Consider the following 15,398-nt stretch of genomic DNA (forward strand, 5'->3'; position numbering starts at 1 on the left):
CGGACCCACCCCCCGAATCCCTCCGCACCCCCGCACCCCACCGCACCCGCCGGTCCCCGCCACCCCCGCGTGCCAAGCTTCCCGCATGCCGCTGATCCTCCGTTCCGCCGCCCTGTTCGTCGTCGCCGCGCTCTTCGAGATCGGCGGTGCCTGGCTGGTCTGGCAAGGCGTGCGCGAGCAGCGCGGCTGGCTGTGGGCGGCCGGCGGCGTCCTCGCGCTCGGCGCGTACGGCTTCGTCGCCACCTTCCAGCCCGACGCCCACTTCGGCCGCATCCTGGCCGCGTACGGCGGGATCTTCGTGGCCGGCTCGCTCCTGTGGGGCGTGGTCGCGGACGGCTACCGTCCCGACCGCTGGGACATCGCGGGCGCCCTGGTCTGCCTGGCCGGCATGGCGCTGATCATGTGGGCGCCACGGAACGGCGGCTGACGTTCGCCTAGGCTGGTCGCAGCCGAGCGCCACCGGCCACAGCCGAGCGTTCGACCCCAAGGACCCGAGCACCGCGCACCCGAACACCCGAACACCGCGCACCCAAGCACCCGAGCACCGAGCACCGAGCACCGAGCACCGAGCACCCAAGCATCCGAGGAGCAGCCCCATGGCCACCGCCGCCCCGTCCGCCGCCTCCCGCATCGCCGTCGTCACCGGTGCGAGCAGCGGTATCGGCGCCGCCACGGCCCGCCGGCTCGCCGCCGCGGGCTACCGGGTCGTACTGACCGCCCGCCGCAAGGACCGTATCGAGGCGCTCGCCGAGGAGATCACCGCGGCCGGCCACTCCGCCACCGCCTACCCGCTGGACGTCACCGACCGCGCGGCCGTCGACGAGTTCGCCTCCGCGTTCGAGACCGTCGGCGTCCTCGTCAACAACGCGGGCGGCGCGCTCGGCGCCGACCCGGTCGCCACCGGCGACCCGGCCGACTGGCGCTCGATGTACGAGACGAACGTCATCGGCACCCTCAACCTCACCCAGGCCCTGCTGCCGAAGCTCACCGCGAGCGGCGACGGCACGGTCGTGGTCGTCTCCTCCACGGCCGGCCACAGCACCTACGAGGGCGGCGCCGGCTACGTGGCCGCCAAGCACGGCGCGCACGTCCTCGCCGAGACGCTGCGCCTGGAGATCGTCGGGCAGCCGGTGCGGGTGATCGAGATCGCGCCCGGCATGGTCAGGACGGAAGGGTTCGCGCTGACCCGGTTCGGCGGCGACGAGGAGAAGGCCGCGAAGGTCTACGAGGGCGTGGCCGAGCCGCTGACGGCGGACGACGTGGCGGACACGGTCACCTGGGCGGTGACCCGCCCCGCGCACGTCAACATCGACCTCCTGGTCGTGCGCCCGCGCGCCCAGGCGTCCAACACCAAGGTGCACCGGGAGCGGTGACGCACATGACGAAGGACAGCCCCGGACAACCGGCGCCGCCCCCGCGGGAGGCGCCGGACCGGACGGAGCCGAAGACGGCGACAGCAACGGCTACGGCGGCGGACCGCGCACGCCTCGCCCTGGAGAAGAAGCGCGAGCGCTACGTCTGGTACTACCTCGGCTACTTCCTCTTCGGCATCCACCTCGTCGCCTTCGTCATGATCTTCGCGGTCCGCCACGCGAAGTGACCCGCACCACCACACCGGGTGAACGCCGGACACGTCCCGGCCACCCCGCCTAGGGTCTCGAACCGTGGACAGACACATACCTTTCGACGCCCTGCGCAACGTCCGTGACCTCGGTGGTTACGCCACCGGGGACGGCCGGCGGGTCCGCCCCCGCCTCCTGTTCCGCTCGGACGGCCTCGGCAAGCTCGGCCGGGACGGCGCGGACTGGGACCGCTTCCTCGCCCTCGGCGTCGGCACCGTGATCGACCTGCGCCACGGCTGGGAGGCCGAACGCCAGGGCCGGGTCCCGGAGCACCCGTCCTTCACGTACCACAACCTCAGCATCGAGCACCGCCCCTACGACCAGCCGGCGCTGGGCCCCGAGGTGGAGCCCGGCCCCTACCTGGCCGAGCGGTACATGGAGGTGGCCGAGGACGGCACCAAGGAGATCCGCCGGGCCCTGGAACTCATCCGCGACGCGGCCGCCTCCCACACCCCCCTGGTCTTCCACTGCGCCTCCGGCAAGGACCGCACCGGCCAGCTGGCCGCCCTGGTCCTGGCCCTCCTCGGCGTCCCCGAACCGACGATCGTCGAGGACTTCAGCCTCACCGAGCTGGCCTCCCCCGCCCTCCTGGCCGACTGGCAGGCACGCAACGGCGGCCGCACCCCGAACTGGCCGGGCTACGGCCGCGCCCCCGCCGCGGTGATGCGCCTGTTCCTGGCCGCGCTCACGGAGAAGTACGGCTCGGTCGGGTCCTACGTCCGCGACGCCCTGGAACTGGACCCCGAGGCCCTCGCGGACACCCTCCGCACCCACCTCCTGGAACCCGCCCCCACCGCCCCGCCCGCCCTCACCTACCGCAAGGCGGTCCCGGCCGACGCCCCCGCCCTGGTCCGCCTCCGCGACACCCTCGCCCTCGGCCAGCTCGCCCGCGGCATCGACCAGTGGAAGCCCGGCGAGAAGGACGAGGAGCACTTCCGCACCCGGATGCGCGAGGGCGAGGTCTGGCTGGCGTACGCCGGGGAGCACCTGGCAGGCGCCTGGGAACTGTGGTGGGACGACCCCGCCGCCTGGGGCCCCCGCCCCTGCGACGCCGGCTACATCCACCGCCTGATGGCCGTCCCGCACACGGCCCCGCCCCGCACCGGCCGCGCCCTGCTGGCCGAGGCGGAGTCCCGCATCGCCGCCACCGGCCGCCCCTACGCCCGCCTCGACTGCCTCGCCACCAACCCCCGCCTGCGCGCCTACTACGAGTCCGCCGGCTACACGACGGCCGGCGAACAGCCCACGAAGAGCGACGGCACCGGCAGCCCGTACGCGGTGACCCTCATGGAGAAGCGGCTGCGGGACTGACCCGACAGGCCACCGGGCCGCCGGCTCAGCCCTTCACGCACACCACCTGCTTGAGCTTCGCCACCACCTCGACGAGGTCCCGCTGCTGGTCGATGACCTGGTCGATCGGCTTGTAGGCGCCCGGGATCTCGTCGACCACGCCGGAGTCCTTGCGGCACTCCACGCCCTGCGTCTGCTCCTCCAGGTCCTTGGTGGAGAAGCGGCGCTTGGCGGCGTTGCGGCTCATGCGCCGCCCGGCGCCGTGCGAGGCGGAGTTGAAGGACTTCTCGTTCCCGAGGCCCTTGACGATGTACGAACCGGTGCCCATGGAGCCCGGGATGATCCCGTGGTCGCCGGAGCCCGCCCGGATCGCGCCCTTGCGGGTGACCAGCAGGTCCATGCCGTCGTACCGCTCCTCGGCCACGTAGTTGTGGTGGCAGGAGATCTCCTCGTCGAAGACCGGCTTCGCCTTCTTGAACTCCTTGCGGATCACGTCCTTGAGCAGCGCCATCATCAGCGTGCGGTTGTACCTGGCGTACTCCTGCGCCCAGAACAGGTCGTTGCGGTAGGCCGCCATCTGCGGGGTGTCCGCCACGAAGACGGCGAGGTCCCGGTCGACCAGACCCTGGTTGTGCGGGAGCTTCTGGGCGACGCCGATGTGGTGCTCGGCCAGTTCCTTGCCGATGTTCCTCGAACCGGAGTGGAGCATGAGCCAGACAGAACCGGTGGTATCCGTGCACACCTCGACGAAGTGGTTGCCACTTCCGAGCGTTCCCATCTGCTTCGTGGCACGTTCCTGACGGAATTTGACCGCTTCCGCCACCCCGTCGAACCGCCCCCAGAACCCGTCCCACCCCGCCGTGGCCAGGCCGTGGAAGCGGCCCGGGTCGAGCGGGTCGTCGTGCATGCCGCGGCCCACCGGGATGGCCTGTTCGATCTTGGAGCGCAGGCGGGAGAGGTCGCCGGGGAGGTCGTTGGCCGTCAGGGAGGTCTTCACCGCGGACATGCCGCAGCCGATGTCGACGCCCACCGCCGCCGGGCACACCGCGCCCCGCATCGCGATGACGGAGCCGACCGTCGCGCCCTTGCCGTAGTGGACGTCGGGCATGACGGCCAGGCCCTTGATCCACGGCAGGGTCGCCACGTTCTGGAGCTGGCGCAGGGCCACGTCCTCGACCGTCGCGGGGTCGGTCCACATACGGATGGGGACCTTGGCCCCCGGCATCTCGACGTACGACATATCGTCCTCATTCCCCCGGAAAACCTACAGAAGTCGCAGAATGCGCGAATCGCAATACCGGCGTCAAGGTCGACGAAACAGGACATCGGACCGGCGTCCACGGCAGTGCGTGCGATACACATTGTCTCCAGGGGAGGCACCCGCCCGGCAAGCGAATAACCGGCGGGGACCGTGCACCGCCCCCCTACTGACACCGTCGAGAGGAGCCTGACCGTGCTGCGGAAGGCGTACGTATCCGGTGCGGCGGCGGCCCTCGCGGCGCTGCTGCTGGCCGGCTGCACCAGCGGCTCGTCGGGCGGCGGCCGCACGGACGACGCCAACCCGGACGGCTCGGGCCCCGCGGCCGTGGCGGCGCAGCCGGGCAGGTACCGCACGCTGCCCGAGGCGTGCGGCGCGGTCCGGCACAGCACCCTCGACGCGCTGCTGCCTGGCATCCCGCAGATCACGGACGTGGACCAGCGGGAGAAGGCGTACGAGGGCGAGGCGACGCTCACCTACGACACCGACCGCAAGGTGGGCTGCCGCTGGAAGGTGGACTCCGCGGACGCCACCGACCATCTGCACATCGACTTCGAGCGGGTCGTCTCCTACGACAACTCCGTGAGCGACGACAGCCAGGCCGAGACGGTGTTCGCGTCGAAGCAGGCGGCGGCGGACCTGCCGGCGCCCCCGGCCACCACGCCCGGCACGTCCCCCGGCGCACCCTCCACCAGCCCGTCCGGCACCCCGTCGGGCACCTCCTCCGGCAATCCGGCAGGCACCCCGGCCGGCAACCCCTCCGGCCCGGCCGGCGGCCCCGGCACCGGCTCCGCCCCGCCGCCCTCGGGCACCCCCTCCGGTTCCTCCTCCACCGGCACCTCCCCCGGCACCACCCCCGACGACCTCCAGCCCCGCACGCTCGACGACCTCGGTGACGAGGCGTTCATCGACGACGCGCTCAGCGCCTCCGGCTCGACGGCCAAGCAGCGGACGGTGACTGTGGTGTTCCGCACGTCGAACGTGATCGTGACCATCGAGTACGAGGAGCAGCCGGGCGCGGTCGGCGTGGTCCCGGACAGCAAGGAAATGCAGGACAGGGCAAGGAAACTGGCGGATCAGCTGGACGGTGCGCTGGGCGGTTGACGTCCGGCGTACGGCACTTGGCGCGGCGCCGGGATGCCCCGGAAGCCCGGCCGCGCGGCGCGGGCATTGCGTACGGTGGCCCCTCGGACCCGATCCACCGCAGGGAACCATCAGCGTCATGAGTGAAGGAACCATGCAGCGAGCAGCTCAGCGAGAACAGCGTGACCGGCGTGATCAGCGTGAGGGGCGTGGCCCGTGGGCGAAGCGGCCGGGCCGTGTCCTGGTGTCGGCGGCGGCGGTGCCGGTGATGCTGCTGGCCGCGGCGGCCTGCTCCTCGGGCGGCTCCGGTTCCGGCGGCAGCGCGGAGAAGACCCCGTCGGGCGGCGCCTCGGCGTCGGCGACTGCGAGCGCTTCGCCGACGGTGCGGGCGGCGGCGTACGGGAAGCTGCCGGACGCGTGCAAGGTGCTGTCCGACAAGACGGTGGGCGCGCTGGTGCCGGACGGTGTGAAGTCCGCCAAGGAGGGCACCTCGGGCGATGTGTCCACGCGCGGCAGCTGCTCGTGGAACGGCCTGACGAACAACGGGGTGAAGGGCTCTCAGTACCGCTGGCTGAACGTGTCGTTGCTGCGTTTCGCCTCGGACGCCTCACGCGGCGCGGGGGACGAGCAGGCGCGGGCGTACTACCAGAAGCAGGTGCAGACGGCGCGGACCACGCCGGGTGCGAAGGGCGCCACGGCGGCGCCGGTGTCCGGGACGGGCGACGAGGCGACGGCGGTGCGCTACGACCTGGCGAAGAAGGAGGGCACCTTCAAGCAGCAGACGGTGGTGACGCGGGTGGAGAACGTGGTCGTCACCGTGGACTACAACGGCGCCGGTCTGGCCGGTGACAAGGCCCCGGACGCCGACGACCTGGCGAAGTCGGCGCAGCAGGCCGCGCAGGAGGCGGTGGCCGCGGTGGCGAAGGCGAACGGGGACACCGGCCGTTCCGGCGCCCCGGCCGCGCCCGGCAAGCCCTCCGGCGCCCCGTCGGACAAGTCGTCCGGAAAGCCGTCGGACAAGCCGTCCGGGAAGCCCGCCTCCCCCTCGGCGTCCACGCCGGCGTCCCCCTCCGAGACGGCCGCCGACAGCTGATCCCGGCGGGGGCGGGCGGGGCCGGAGCGGGGCCGAGGCGGGGGCCGAGCAGATCCGGCCAAGCGTTCGCCGCACAGATGTGCCACTCTGTTGCGCGCAACAGGACGCAAGGGGAGGGGAGTACGAGTGGCCGCGCCACTGCAGCTGACTCGGATGCACCGGGTTCTCATCGGCGTGGTCGTGGCCGGCGCCGTGGTCATCGCCGGTATCGGCTTCGCGGGTTCGTACGCGGCCGTCCGCGCGCTGGCCCTGAAGAAGGGCTTCGGGAACTTCGCGTACGTCTTCCCGGTCGGCATCGACGCGGGCATCTGCGTCCTGCTCGCCCTGGACCTGCTGCTGACCTGGATCCGCATCCCCTTCCCGCTGCTGCGCCAGACGGCGTGGCTGCTGACGGCGGCGACGATCGCGTTCAACGGCGCCGCCGCCTGGCCCGACCCGCTGGGCGTGGGCATGCACGCGGTGATCCCGGTGCTGTTCGTGGTCGCGGTGGAGGCGGCCCGGCACGCGGTCGGCCGGATCGCGGACATCACCGCCGACAAGCACATGGAGGGCGTCCGCCTCACCCGCTGGCTGCTCTCCCCCGTGCCGACCTTCCTGCTGTGGCGCCGGATGAAGCTGTGGGAGCTGCGCTCCTACGATCAGGTGATCAAGCTGGAGCAGGAACGTCTCGTCTACCAGGCCCGCCTGCGTTCCCGCTTCGGCCGGGCCTGGCGCCGCAAGGCCCCGGTGGAGTCGCTGATGCCGCTGCGGCTGGCCCGCTACGGCGTCCCGCTCGCCCAGACCGCCCCGGCGGGCCTGGCCGCGGCCGGTATCGAACCGGCGCTGCTGCCGCCCGCGCCGCGCCCCGAGGTGACCGCGGGCGGCGCCGGTCCCGAGCCGGCCGCCGCGTCGCTCCCGGCACAGGCCGCGCCGCCGGAACCGGCCCCGGAGCGGGGACCGGAGCCCGCCGGGCAGGCGTACGTGCCCGATCCCGAGGAGAGCCCCTGGTTCCAGGCGCCCCGGCAGGTCGACTACCACGGCGGTTACGACCCCTCCTACGAGCCGGAGCCGCCGTACGGCCCGGAGCCCCCGTACGAGGAGTGGGACGAGGAGGACCAGCACCGCCCCGCCGAGGACACCGGCGGCTTCCCCATACCTGTCGGCCCGAACCGCACCCGGGAGCTGGGCGACGGCGGCGCCGCCCCGCTGCCCGAGCCGGACGCGGAGGACTACTACCAGGTCTTCCGGCAGTCCATCAACGGCAGCCTGCCCACACCGCGCGAGTTCGCGGCCGGGGTCGAGGCGACGTACGGCATCACGCTGCCCGCCCAGGAGGCCAAGCGCATGGTGACCCACTTCTCGCAGCGCTTCGACGCGGAGCTGGAGGCGGACCACATCGCCTGACCGGCGGACCGTAGGAGCTGGACATACGACGACGGGGCGCCCGGTGCGAAACCGCACCGGGCGCCCCGTCGTCGTACAACCGCCGTCGTACCGGCCGCTCAGTCCCCCAGCAGCGTCCGCACCCGCTCCTGGCCCACCGCGAGCAGCAGGGTGGGCAGGCGCGGGCCGGTGTCGCGGCCGACGAGCAGGTGGTACAGGAGGGCGAAGAACGTCCGCTGGGCGGTCTTGATCTCCGGCGGGAGTTCCTTGGGCGTGGCGTCGGCGGAGAAGCCGGCCTGGACCTTGGGCACGCCGTAGACGAGGTGGGTGAGCCCGTCCAGCGACCAGTGCCCGGCGAGTCCGTCGAGCAGCAGCCGCACGGACTGCCGGGACGGCTCGTCGAGCGACTTGAGCAGGTCGGTGTCCGGCTCGTCGCGGACGATGGTGCGCTGGTCGGCGGGGACGTGGGTGTTGATCCACGCCTCCGCCTTGTCGAACCGGGGGCGGGCCTCGTCGAGCGAGGACAGCGGGTCGGCCGGGTCCAGCTCGCTGAGGATGCGCAGCGCCTGGTCCTGGTGGCCGGCGGTGATGTCCGCGACGGAGGCCAGCGTGCGGTACGGCAGCGGGTGCGCCGTCTTCGGCAGCTCGCCGGAGGCGGTGCCCACGGCCCGCGTGTACGCGGCCACGTCACCGGGCAGCGCGGAGCCTCCCCCAGTGCTTGACGCCTGGGAGGTGCCCCCGGCGACCTTGCCGGCGAGCTTGTCCCACTCGTCGTACAGGCGCTGGATCTCCTGGTCGAAGGCGATCTTGAAGGACTGGTTCGGGCGGCGGCGCGCGTACAGCCAGCGCAGCAGCTGCGGCTCCATGATCTTCAGCGCGTCGCCGGGGGTGGGCACGCCGCCCCGGGAGGAGGACATCTTGGCCATGCCGGAGATGCCGACGAAGGCGTACATCGGGCCGATGGGCTGCTTGCCGTCGAAGATGCCGACGATCTGCCCGCCGACCTGGAAGGACGAGCCGGGCGAGGAGTGGTCCACGCCGGACGGCTCGAAGATCACGCCCTCGTAGGCCCAGCGCATCGGCCAGTCGACCTTCCAGACCAGCTTGCCGCGGTTGAACTCGCTGAGCCGGACCGTCTCCGAGAAGGCGCACGCGGTGCAGGTGTACGTCAGCTCGGTGGAGTCGTCGTCGTAGGAGGTGACGGTGGTGAGGTCCTTCTCGCAGTTGCCGCAGTACGGCTTGTACGGGAAGTACCCGGCGGAGCCGGTGCTGCCGTCGTCCTCGTCGGCGGCGCCCGAGCCCTCGGCGGCCTCCAGCTCGGCCTCGTCCACCGGCTTCTGCTGCTTCTGCTGCTTCTGCGCGGCCGGCTTCGCCTTGGTGCGGTACTGGGCGAGGATCGCGTCGATGTCGCCGCGGTGCCGCATGGCGTGCAGGATCTGCGCGCGGTAGACGCCGGAGGTGTACTGGTGCGTCTGGCTGATGCCGTCGAACTCCACGCCCAGCTCGGCCAGCGCGGCGACCATGGCGGCCTTGAAGTGCTCGGCCCAGTTCGGGTACGCCGAGCCCGCGGGCGCCGGGACGGAGGTCAGCGGCTTGCCGATGTGCTCGGCCCAGGACTCGTCCACACCGGCGATCCCGGCCGGGACCTTGCGGTAGCGGTCGTAGTCGTCCCAGGAGATCAGGTGGCGGACCGGGCGGCCGCGGCGGCGGATCTCGTCGGCGACCAGGTGCGGGGTCATGACCTCGCGCAGGTTGCCCAGGTGGATGGGGCCGGACGGGGAGAGACCGGACGCGACGACGACGGGTTCACCCGGGGCTCGGCGCTCCGATTCCTCGATGACCTCATCCGCGAAACGGGAGACCCAGTCGGCGGTCTCGGTGCTCTGAGCCACGATCGGCACGTCCTCTTTCCTGAGGTTCCTGAAGTTTCCTGAAGTGTTCTGGCGTGTCCTCGCACGGGCGGCGCGGCCGCACGGCTGACCGCCCCATTGTCCCAGGCGGGGCGGCATCCGCGAAAACGCCTTTTCACCGCGTTGGACGGCCCCGGGCGCGCCGGGGTTGGCCCGGCGGCCGGAAAATTCGCTTGGACCCCCGTGGGATACTGGCCGGGACTGTCCATCCCCACGAGGAGAACGGCACCCATTCCTATGGCCTCGGTCACGTCCCTCACCGCTTCCGTCCACCAGCGTCTCGCGAACGCCCTCTCGGCCGCCCTGCCGGAGGCCGCCGCCGCGGACCCGCTGCTGCGACGAAGCGACCGGGCGGACTTCCAGGCCAACGGGATCCTGGCGCTGGCCAAGAAGGCGAAGGCGAATCCGCGGGAGCTGGCGGCGCAGGTCGTCGAGCGGGTCGTCACCGGTGACCTGATCGGGGACATCGAGGTCTCCGGCCCCGGCTTCCTCAACATCACGGTCACCGACCGGGCGATCACGCAGAACCTGGCCGCGCGCGCCACCGACCCGGCCGGTCGGCTCGGCGTGCCGCACGCCGACCACCCGGGCACCACGGTGATCGACTACGCCCAGCCGAACGTGGCCAAGGAGATGCACGTCGGCCACCTGCGCTCGGCGGTGATCGGTGACTCCGTGGTGCAGCTCCTGGGGTTCACCGGCGAGAACGTCGTGCGCCGCCACCACATCGGTGACTGGGGCACCCAGTTCGGCATGCTCATCCAGTACCTGGACGAGCACCCGCACGAGCTGGACCACAAGGCGTCCGAGGTGAGCGGCGAGGAGGCGATGTCCAACCTGGACCGCCTCTACAAGGCGGCCCGCCGCAAGTTCGACTCCGACGAGGAGTTCAAGACGCGCGCCCGGCGCCGGGTGGTGGACCTCCAGGCCGGTGAGCCGCAGACGCTCGCCATGTGGCAGAAGTTCGTCGACGAGTCGAAGATCTACTTCTTCTCCGTCTTCGAGAAGCTGGACATGGAGATCGAGGACGCGGACATCGTCGGTGAGTCCGGGTACAACGACATGCTGGCCGAGACCTGCCGCCTCCTGGAGGAGTCCGGGGTCGCGGTCCGCTCCGAGGGCGCGCTGTGCGTCTTCTTCGACGAGATCAAGGGCCCGGACGGCAACCTCGTCCCGCTGATCGTCCAGAAGTCGGACGGCGGCTACGGGTACGCGGCCACCGACCTGTCCGCGATCCGCGACCGCGTCTTCCAGCTCAAGGCGAACACCCTGCTGTACGTGGTGGACGCCCGCCAGTCCCTGCACTTCAAGATGGTCTTCGAGACCGCGCGCCGGGCGGGCTGGCTCGGTGACGACGTCACCGCCCAGCAGCTCGCCTTCGGCACGGTGCTGGGCAAGGACGGCAAGCCGTTCAAGACCCGTGAGGGGGAGACGGTCAAGCTGGTCGACCTGCTGGAGGAGGCCGTGGAGCGGGCGTCGGCGGTCGTGCGGGAGAAGGCCCAGGACCTCTCGGAGGAGGAGATCGCCGAGCGCGGTACCCAGGTGGGCATCGGCGCGGTCAAGTACGCCGACCTGTCGACCTCCGCGAACCGGGACTACAAGTTCGACCTGGACCAGATGGTCTCGCTCAACGGCGACACCAGCGTGTACCTCCAGTACGCGTACGCCCGGATCCAGTCGATCCTGCGCAAGGCCGGCGAGGTCCGCCCGGCCGCCCATCCCGAGCTGGAGCTGTCGCCGGCCGAGCGCGCGCTCGGTCTGCACGCGGACCGGTTCGCGGAGACGGTCGCGGAGGCCGCCGCCGAGTACGCCCCGCACAAGCTGGCGGCCTACCTCTACCAGCTGGCCTCCCTGTACACGACGTTCTACGACAAGTGCCCGGTGCTGAAGGCCGGGACGCCCGAGCAGGTGGAGAACCGCCTGTTCCTCTGCGACGTCACGGCCCGCACCCTGCACCAGGGCATGGCACTCCTCGGCATCCGCACCCCCGAGCGCCTCTGACCGGTTCTGACCGATCCGGTACGGCACTCCGGAAGCCCTCGGGTTCCCGGAGTGCCGCCGCCGGTCAGGCGTTGGTGGTGGATGGTGCCGTGCAGCGTCACAGAGCGGGCTGACCGCTTCCCGGGCACGTATCGGTCCCGGTGCCGCTCCTCTGGTGGATCGTCGTCGGGGACCCGGACGGCGATCCGACGCCCGCCCCGCAGACAGGGCACGAGCCGCGGACCCGGCCGGGGTCGAAGCGGTTGCCGCGTAAGAGGTTCTCCATCCCTTGCTCCTCACGTCAGTGTGGTGGTGCAGTGGGTGGTGCTCTCCCCGTTCCGCAGCCACGCGGTCAGGGAGGTCTCAGATGAGGCGCACGAACGCCCGCGCGCCGTTGTGGAAGGTCACCGTGAGGCCCGCACTGGGGTCCTTGTACGAGGCGAGCTGAGCGATCTCCGGGCACTCCGCCCGGCCGAGTGCCGCCCCCAGGAACCCGATGGGCCCGCTGTCCGGGCCGGTCCACGTGCCGGGCGCGCCCTGGACGGGCTGTTCCTTGTGCTCGTGCCGCTCGCCTTCCGCGAGTTGCCCGATGATCTGCCACCGGGACTCGCCATCCGAGGTGACGACCGCGACGCCGTACGGGTGCTTGGTGTCGCCGGCCTCCGCGAGGGTCTGCACCCGCGTGACGCCCGGGGCGTTCTTGAAGGTGTCGAGCAGGAACGCCTGGAACGTGGCGGGGCGCATAATGGATCTTTCCTCTCGTGGCGGGCGCGGAGAGGGGCCAGTCTAGAGACGCGCGGAATGCGACATGCCGAGGGTGGTCGCCTCACGGTTCGGTGAACTCCGCCCACACCACCTTGCCGGGATTCCGCTCCCCCACGCCCCACTTGTCGCTCAGCGCCGACACCAGGAACAGCCCCCGGCCGCCCTCGCCGGGTTCGTCGCCCTCGTCCGGGATGCGGGGCGTACCCGTGCCGGTGCCGCTGTCGTGCACCTCCACGCGGACGGTCCGGCCGTCGTACCGGACCCGCAGCAGGAAGCCGCGGCCGGGCGGCACGCCGTGCACCAGCGCGTTGGTCGCCAGCTCGCTGACACACAGCGACACATCCTCGGCCCGCCGCCACCCGCCCAGCCCCCAGTAATGCAGCGACCAGACGGCGAACCGCCTGGCAGCCGGCACGGAACGACGATCGCGACGGTAGAACTGGTCCCGCTGATAGGGGAGTTCATTTGCTTGAATCACAGGACGACTGTCGCTCAGCATCACTGGGGTGGAGCAGTGGGTGAACCCGTACGAAGTTTTCGTACGGGCGGCCTGGAGGCTGCCGGCCCGCGGTCACGTCCAGGTGAGGCGAGGTCCCTCGGGGCCGACGTGCAGCCGCATGCGGTCGGCGGCCGGGCGCCCGGCCGCCTGCCACCGCGTGACACGCTCGGTGATCTCGTCCCACAGACGCGCCTCGCCGCCCTGCCGGACCATCCACCGTCCGCCGTCCTGGAAGGCGACCGCCCACGACTCCGCGGCCACGTCGATCACGACGTGTTCCGTCCGGCCGTCCCGTTCCAGCAGGAGCCGCTGGGCACGCGGCGCGGCGAACTGCGCGACGAACCGGCCTGTCCAGTCGTCGAGCACATCCGCGCCCAGCTCCGCGGGCACCGCGTCGCCCTCACCGAGATTCGGCAACAGGCCGAGCGGGGGCGGAAGATGGGGACGGGCCAGCATGAACGAGACCTGTCCGCCGAGCACCGGGCCACTGGCCGTGCCGTCACCGGCGACCGTGAGCCGTACCAGTTCGGATGCGTGCATCCATCCGCCGACCGTGACCAGGATGTCACCGCCGGGCCGGGTCTGCGCGAGCCAGTCAGCCGGCACGGTGTGCACACCGCACGTGGCGATCACCCGGTCGTACGGGCCACCCTTCTCGTAGCCCGCCAGTCCGTCACCGACCACGCGGCCAGGCCAGTACCCGGCGCCCGCGAGCGCGATCCCGGCGCGGGCGGACACCTCGGCGTCGACCTCGACCGTGGTCACGTTGTCCTCGCCGACGACATGGCACAGCAGCGCCGTGGAGTAACCCGTGCCCGTGCCGATCTCCAGAACGCGCGTTTCGTCGGTCGCCCGCAGTTCTTCGAGCATGCGCACGACCAGACTCGGCAGGGTGGACGACGACGAGGGCGCGGCGGCGATACGCCCCTCGACCTGATCGGGGAAGACGCCTCCGGCCACCTGTGTCACGAGGGTGTCGTCTTCGTGGACGCGCGCGAGCCCTTCCGCGGAGTCTCCGGCCGCGGGCCGGTACCAGCCGCCCTCTTCGTACTCGAACCAGCCGCGCGACAGGAACGCCTCGCGGGGCACGGACAGCACGGCCGCCTCCCACTCCGGGCTGCGCAGAGCACCGGCCTCGGCCAGGCGCCGCGCGAGGTCGGCCCGCAGGTGTTCCGACGGCAGGGGGTCACTCATGCCGACTCGCTCCGTTCTCCAACAGGTCCGCGATCGCGGTGGTGACCGGCAGTCCGGCCGCGTCTTCGAGCCACGCCCATTGGCCGTTGGGATTGCACTCCAGAAACCACCATGCGCCGTCGGCGGTCACGGCGAAGTCGAAGGCGCCGAAGTTCAGTCCGAAGGCGGCGAGGAACCGCACCAGCGCCCCGCGCGTCCCGGCCGGGCAGGCGACCGGCTCATAGGTGAGGCTCTGGTACGCGGCTCTCCAGTCCACGACTCCGGGCGGCGCGGTGATCCGGGCACTGAACACCTGCTCGCCGACGACGACCGCGCGCACGTCCGCCACCTTGGGCACCCGCGCCTGGAACAGGTGCGCACTGTGGCGTACCGCGCCGTCGACCTCGCCCGCCCCGACCGGGGCGGCCCAGATACCGGCGGGCTCGCCCTCCACCTCGTACGCCGCCGCGTGCAACGGCTTGTAGATGGCCGGCTGCGCGGCGCAGAACGCCCTGGCCTCCATCGGCTCGTTCGTGATCAGGGTGGCCGGGACCCTGAACCCGGCCCGGAGCGCCGCCGACAACTGCGCCGGCTTGTACTCCGCCCGCGCGATGGCCTGCGGGTGGCTCACATACAGGCACCCCGGCAGCGCGCCCAGCACGCCGCCCAGGCCGCGCCGGTTCTCCTGCGCGGCGAACCGGGCCGCCTGCTCGCCGCCGTCCGTCGGGTAGGGCGGGTAGGGACTCGGCCGACGGTGGTACAGGGCGCGTACGGCGGACAGGTCGGCCGTACGTTCCCCGACCGTCAGCCGCCCACTCCATCCGCCCACTTCAAGGCGCGCGGCAAGCACCACGGGCGCCGGGAAGTCGCGCCCCGGGTCGAACCGGAGGACGGGCACCCGGCGCCGGTTCAGTTCCGCGATGACCAGATCAGCGGTCGCGTCCTCGGACTCCGTGCAGACCAGCACCGGGCGCCCGTCCATGGCACTACCCCCTAGTCCTGTGTCGCGTCATGGCCGGAGTCGCTGTCCACCTTGCCGTCCTTGCCGACCTGTGTGGGCGGGTAGGTGTTCACGCTCGTACCGTGCTTGCCGAGTTCGGCCGGCGTCATCGCTCCGTCCTCCCCGGCCCATCGGCCGGTCTGCGTGGCCGGGTCGATGCCCACGTACCGCCACGGCGAGGGAGAACCGTTGCGCAAGGGAGCCATACGGCGCAGCCCCCACGGGGCGGGTGCGGTGGTCTCCGTGTCTCCGAGGTTCGTTTGCAAGTCGCCTCCTTGATGAATCACGGGACGACTGTCGCTCAGCGTCACTAGGCTGCGGCAGTGGGTGAACCCGTACGAAGTTTTCGTACGGGTCGGCAAG

The 15,398-nt window shown here is 71.8% G+C and carries 15 protein-coding genes; 8 read left to right on the forward strand and 7 right to left on the reverse strand.

The window, feature by feature from the left end; genetic code table 11:
- The first annotated feature begins 85 nt into the window (after positions 1 to 85).
- From ABZ858_RS28625 to ABZ858_RS28640, 4 genes are all read left to right on the forward strand, one after another.
- Positions 86 to 427, forward strand: coding sequence for a YnfA family protein (locus ABZ858_RS28625; RefSeq protein ID WP_361384654.1), 342 nt, complete (start codon positions 86 to 88; stop codon positions 425 to 427).
- A gap of 169 nt (positions 428 to 596) precedes the next feature.
- Positions 597 to 1,373 (forward strand): SDR family NAD(P)-dependent oxidoreductase, encoded by a 777-nt coding sequence (locus ABZ858_RS28630; RefSeq protein WP_361384657.1) that lies wholly within the window; start codon positions 597 to 599, stop codon positions 1,371 to 1,373.
- 5 nt (positions 1,374 to 1,378) lie between these two features.
- Positions 1,379 to 1,600: a hypothetical protein gene (locus ABZ858_RS28635; protein WP_361384660.1), complete on the forward strand. Its 222-nt coding sequence runs from the start codon at positions 1,379 to 1,381 to the stop codon at positions 1,598 to 1,600.
- A gap of 64 nt (positions 1,601 to 1,664) precedes the next feature.
- Positions 1,665 to 2,933 (forward strand): tyrosine-protein phosphatase, encoded by a 1,269-nt coding sequence (locus ABZ858_RS28640; RefSeq protein ID WP_361384663.1) that lies wholly within the window; start codon positions 1,665 to 1,667, stop codon positions 2,931 to 2,933.
- A 25-nt stretch (positions 2,934 to 2,958) separates the two neighbouring features.
- Here the strand turns inward: ABZ858_RS28640 and ABZ858_RS28645 are convergent, their stop codons facing one another.
- Entirely contained in the window at positions 2,959 to 4,152 is a 1,194-nt protein-coding gene (locus ABZ858_RS28645) for an RtcB family protein (RefSeq protein WP_361384666.1), read from the reverse strand.
- Between the two features lie 213 nt (positions 4,153 to 4,365).
- Here ABZ858_RS28645 and ABZ858_RS28650 point away from each other — a divergent pair, with 213 nt between their 5' ends.
- The 3 genes from ABZ858_RS28650 to ABZ858_RS28660 all read left to right on the forward strand — a co-directional run bounded on the left by ABZ858_RS28650 (position 4,366) and on the right by ABZ858_RS28660 (position 7,729).
- Positions 4,366 to 5,274, forward strand: coding sequence for a DUF3558 domain-containing protein (locus ABZ858_RS28650; RefSeq protein ID WP_361384669.1), 909 nt, complete (start codon positions 4,366 to 4,368; stop codon positions 5,272 to 5,274).
- 118 nt (positions 5,275 to 5,392) lie between these two features.
- Positions 5,393 to 6,346 carry a DUF3558 domain-containing protein gene (locus ABZ858_RS28655; protein WP_361384673.1) on the forward strand — a complete coding sequence of 318 codons (954 nt, stop codon included), beginning with the start codon at positions 5,393 to 5,395 and terminating at the stop codon, positions 6,344 to 6,346.
- Positions 6,347 to 6,472: 126 nt separating this feature from the next.
- Positions 6,473 to 7,729: a DUF2637 domain-containing protein gene (locus ABZ858_RS28660; RefSeq protein WP_361384676.1), complete on the forward strand. Its 1,257-nt coding sequence runs from the start codon at positions 6,473 to 6,475 to the stop codon at positions 7,727 to 7,729.
- Between the two features lie 98 nt (positions 7,730 to 7,827).
- Here the strand turns inward: ABZ858_RS28660 and lysS are convergent, their stop codons facing one another.
- Complete coding sequence (gene lysS / locus ABZ858_RS28665; RefSeq protein WP_361384679.1) at positions 7,828 to 9,609, reverse strand: lysine--tRNA ligase; 1,782 nt, start codon at positions 9,607 to 9,609, stop codon at positions 7,828 to 7,830.
- Between the two features lie 246 nt (positions 9,610 to 9,855).
- On the opposite strand from lysS, the gene argS reads away from it, so the two are divergent.
- Positions 9,856 to 11,619 (forward strand): arginine--tRNA ligase, encoded by a 1,764-nt coding sequence (gene argS, locus ABZ858_RS28670; RefSeq protein ID WP_361384682.1) that lies wholly within the window; start codon positions 9,856 to 9,858, stop codon positions 11,617 to 11,619.
- 342 nt (positions 11,620 to 11,961) lie between these two features.
- Here argS and ABZ858_RS28675 read toward each other — a convergent pair whose 3' ends face one another.
- The 5 genes from ABZ858_RS28675 to tgmA all read right to left on the reverse strand — a co-directional run bounded on the left by ABZ858_RS28675 (position 11,962) and on the right by tgmA (position 15,301).
- Positions 11,962 to 12,342, reverse strand: coding sequence for a hypothetical protein (locus ABZ858_RS28675; RefSeq protein ID WP_361384685.1), 381 nt, complete (start codon positions 12,340 to 12,342; stop codon positions 11,962 to 11,964).
- Between the two features lie 82 nt (positions 12,343 to 12,424).
- Positions 12,425 to 12,862 (reverse strand): ATP-binding protein, encoded by a 438-nt coding sequence (locus ABZ858_RS28680; RefSeq protein ID WP_361384688.1) that lies wholly within the window; start codon positions 12,860 to 12,862, stop codon positions 12,425 to 12,427.
- Positions 12,863 to 12,934: 72 nt separating this feature from the next.
- Positions 12,935 to 14,056 carry an ATP-grasp peptide maturase system methyltransferase gene (tgmC, locus tag ABZ858_RS28685; protein ID WP_361384691.1) on the reverse strand — a complete coding sequence of 374 codons (1,122 nt, stop codon included), beginning with the start codon at positions 14,054 to 14,056 and terminating at the stop codon, positions 12,935 to 12,937.
- Positions 14,049 to 15,017, reverse strand: coding sequence for an ATP-grasp ribosomal peptide maturase (tgmB, locus tag ABZ858_RS28690; protein WP_361384694.1), 969 nt, complete (start codon positions 15,015 to 15,017; stop codon positions 14,049 to 14,051). The genes tgmC and tgmB overlap by 8 nt, the downstream gene beginning before the upstream one ends.
- Positions 15,018 to 15,028: 11 nt before the next feature.
- A complete protein-coding gene (tgmA, locus tag ABZ858_RS28695) occupies positions 15,029 to 15,301 on the reverse strand; it encodes a putative ATP-grasp-modified RiPP (RefSeq protein ID WP_361384697.1) in 273 nt (90 codons plus the stop codon).
- Positions 15,302 to 15,398: the final 97 nt, after the last annotated feature.

This window comes from Streptomyces sp. NPDC047017 (assembly GCF_040644175.1).
Classification (GTDB): domain Bacteria; phylum Actinomycetota; class Actinomycetes; order Streptomycetales; family Streptomycetaceae; genus Streptomyces.